Origin of the sequence: Kitasatospora sp. DSM 101779 (assembly GCF_025655475.1) — a bacterium.
Taxonomy (GTDB): Bacteria; Actinomycetota; Actinomycetes; order Streptomycetales; family Streptomycetaceae; genus Kitasatospora.
In genome coordinates, this window is the sequence record NZ_JAHTIK010000001.1 from 2,057,105 (window position 1) to 2,058,871 (window position 1,767).

At 75.2% G+C, this 1,767-nt stretch carries 3 protein-coding genes and 1 pseudogene; all 4 read right to left on the bottom strand.

From position 1 onward, the window contains the following. Nucleotides 1-68 precede the first annotated feature (68 nt). Nucleotides 69-662: a GTP-binding protein gene (locus KSNIM_RS09535; protein WP_263102792.1), complete on the bottom strand. Its 594-nt coding sequence runs from the start codon at nt 660-662 to the stop codon at nt 69-71. Beyond that, a complete protein-coding gene (locus KSNIM_RS09540; protein ID WP_411543684.1) occupies nt 643-1,071 on the bottom strand; it encodes a DUF742 domain-containing protein in 429 nt (142 codons plus the stop codon). The genes KSNIM_RS09535 and KSNIM_RS09540 overlap by 20 nt, the downstream gene beginning before the upstream one ends. 5 nt (nt 1,072-1,076) lie before the next feature. Continuing rightward, complete coding sequence (locus KSNIM_RS09545; protein WP_263102793.1) at nt 1,077-1,487, bottom strand: roadblock/LC7 domain-containing protein; 411 nt, start codon at nt 1,485-1,487, stop codon at nt 1,077-1,079. After that, nucleotides 1,484-1,767: pseudogene (locus KSNIM_RS09550) on the bottom strand (hypothetical protein); the annotation flags it as partial. The pseudogene KSNIM_RS09550 and the gene KSNIM_RS09545, both read right to left, overlap by 4 nt.

Sequence of the window (1,767 nt, forward strand, 5' to 3'; positions counted from 1 at the left end):
GGGGCGGGAGGGCTGCGGTGCCTCCCGCCCCGTTCCGGTGCCGCCGCCCGGACCGGCCCGCGCCGCGCTCAGCGGCGGGTGTCGGCGAGCAGCCGGGCGGCGTGCACCCGGCCCGCGTGCTCCACCAGATCGACCAGTACCTGCTTGCCGGACGCCCGCCGCCGGGCGTCGCAGGCCACCACCGGGGTGTCGGCGTCGAGGTCGAGCGCGCGGGCCACCTCCTTCGGGCCGAAGTCCCGGGTGCCGGCGAAACGGTTCACCGCGACGACGAACGGGATCCCCCGGTGCTCGAAGAAGTCCACCGCCGGGAAGCAGTCCGTCAGCCGCCGGGTGTCCGCCAGCACCACCGCGCCGAGCGCGCCCTGCGCCAGCTCGTCCCAGAGGAACCAGAACCGGTCCTGGCCGGGGGTGCCGAACAGGTACACCGACAGACCCTCGCGGATGGTGATCCGGCCGAAGTCCATCGCCACCGTGGTGGTGGTCTTCTGCTCCACCCCGCCCAGGTCGTCCACGCCGCGGCCGGCCGTGGTCAGCTGCTCCTCGGTGCGCAGCGGCCGGATCTCGCTGACCGAGCCGACCAGCGTCGTCTTGCCGACCCCGAAGCCTCCGGCGACCAGGATCTTCAGCGCGAGCACGGAGCCGTCAGAGAGCGCGGAGTCCATTGATGACCTCCTGGAGGATGTGCTCGTCGGGGAGCAGGGCGGGCGGGACGGGCCGGCTGACCCGGATGTACTCGGCGTCCAGCAGGTCGCCGAGCAGCACCCGCACCACGCCGAGCGGCAGGTCGACATCGGCGGCGATCTCCGCGACGGAGAGTGCGTTGCCTCGGCAGATCTCGAGGATGACGGCCTGTTCGGGGCCGACGGGCAGGTCGATGCCCTCGGGGACGTCGCTGACCACCAGGGCGATCAGGTCGAACTCCGCCCCGGCCGGCCGGGTGCGGCCGTTGGTCATCGCGTACGGCCGGACCATCGGGCCGGCCGCGTCGTCGTACCACTGGACGGGCGAGTCGGGCGGCGGCGGGTAGCCGAACGGGCTGCCCGGCAGGTAGCGGCGCGGCGGGGACGGCATCGGTCTCAGCCCCCCGCCGTACTGCGCGGCGCCGCGTACAGGTGCTCGCCGACCCGGCGCACCAGGCGGGCCATCTCGTAGGCGATCAGCCCGAGGTCGGCGTCGGCGGTGGAGAAGACGGCGAGGCAGGTGCCCTGGCCGGCGGCGGCCACGAAGAGGAAGCCGTGCTCCAGCTCGACCATGGTCTGCCGGACCTCGCCGGCATCGAAGTGCCGGCCGGCGCCCTTGGCCAGGCTGTGGAAGCCGGAGGCGACCGCGGCCAGGTGCTCGCCGTCCTCCCGGCCGAGGCCGGCGGAGGTGCCCATCGCCAGGCCGTCCGCGGAGAGCATCACCGCGAACCTGACCTGGGCGACCCGGGAGACGAGTTCGTCGAGCAGCCAGTTGAGCTCGCCCGCGTGGTGCGTGGTGCCGATCATCGGTGCTCTCCTCCGGTGGGGTTCGGTCGGATCGGTTGCTCGGTGGTGCCGCGGGCCCAGCCGCGCTGGAAGGCGGACATCGCGGCGCGGGCCTCCTCGGGGTTCCGGCCGACCGGCTGCCCGGCGTCCCCGCGCGGCACGGTCCGCGGCCGGGCCGGTGCCTCGCGCAGCTGCGGGACGAGGCTGGCCTGCCGCACCCGGCGCGGCAGTTCGCCGTCGCCGCCGCCCTCGTGGCCGGTGCCGCCGGCCGGGGCGGATCCGGCGGCCGACACCGCCGGGA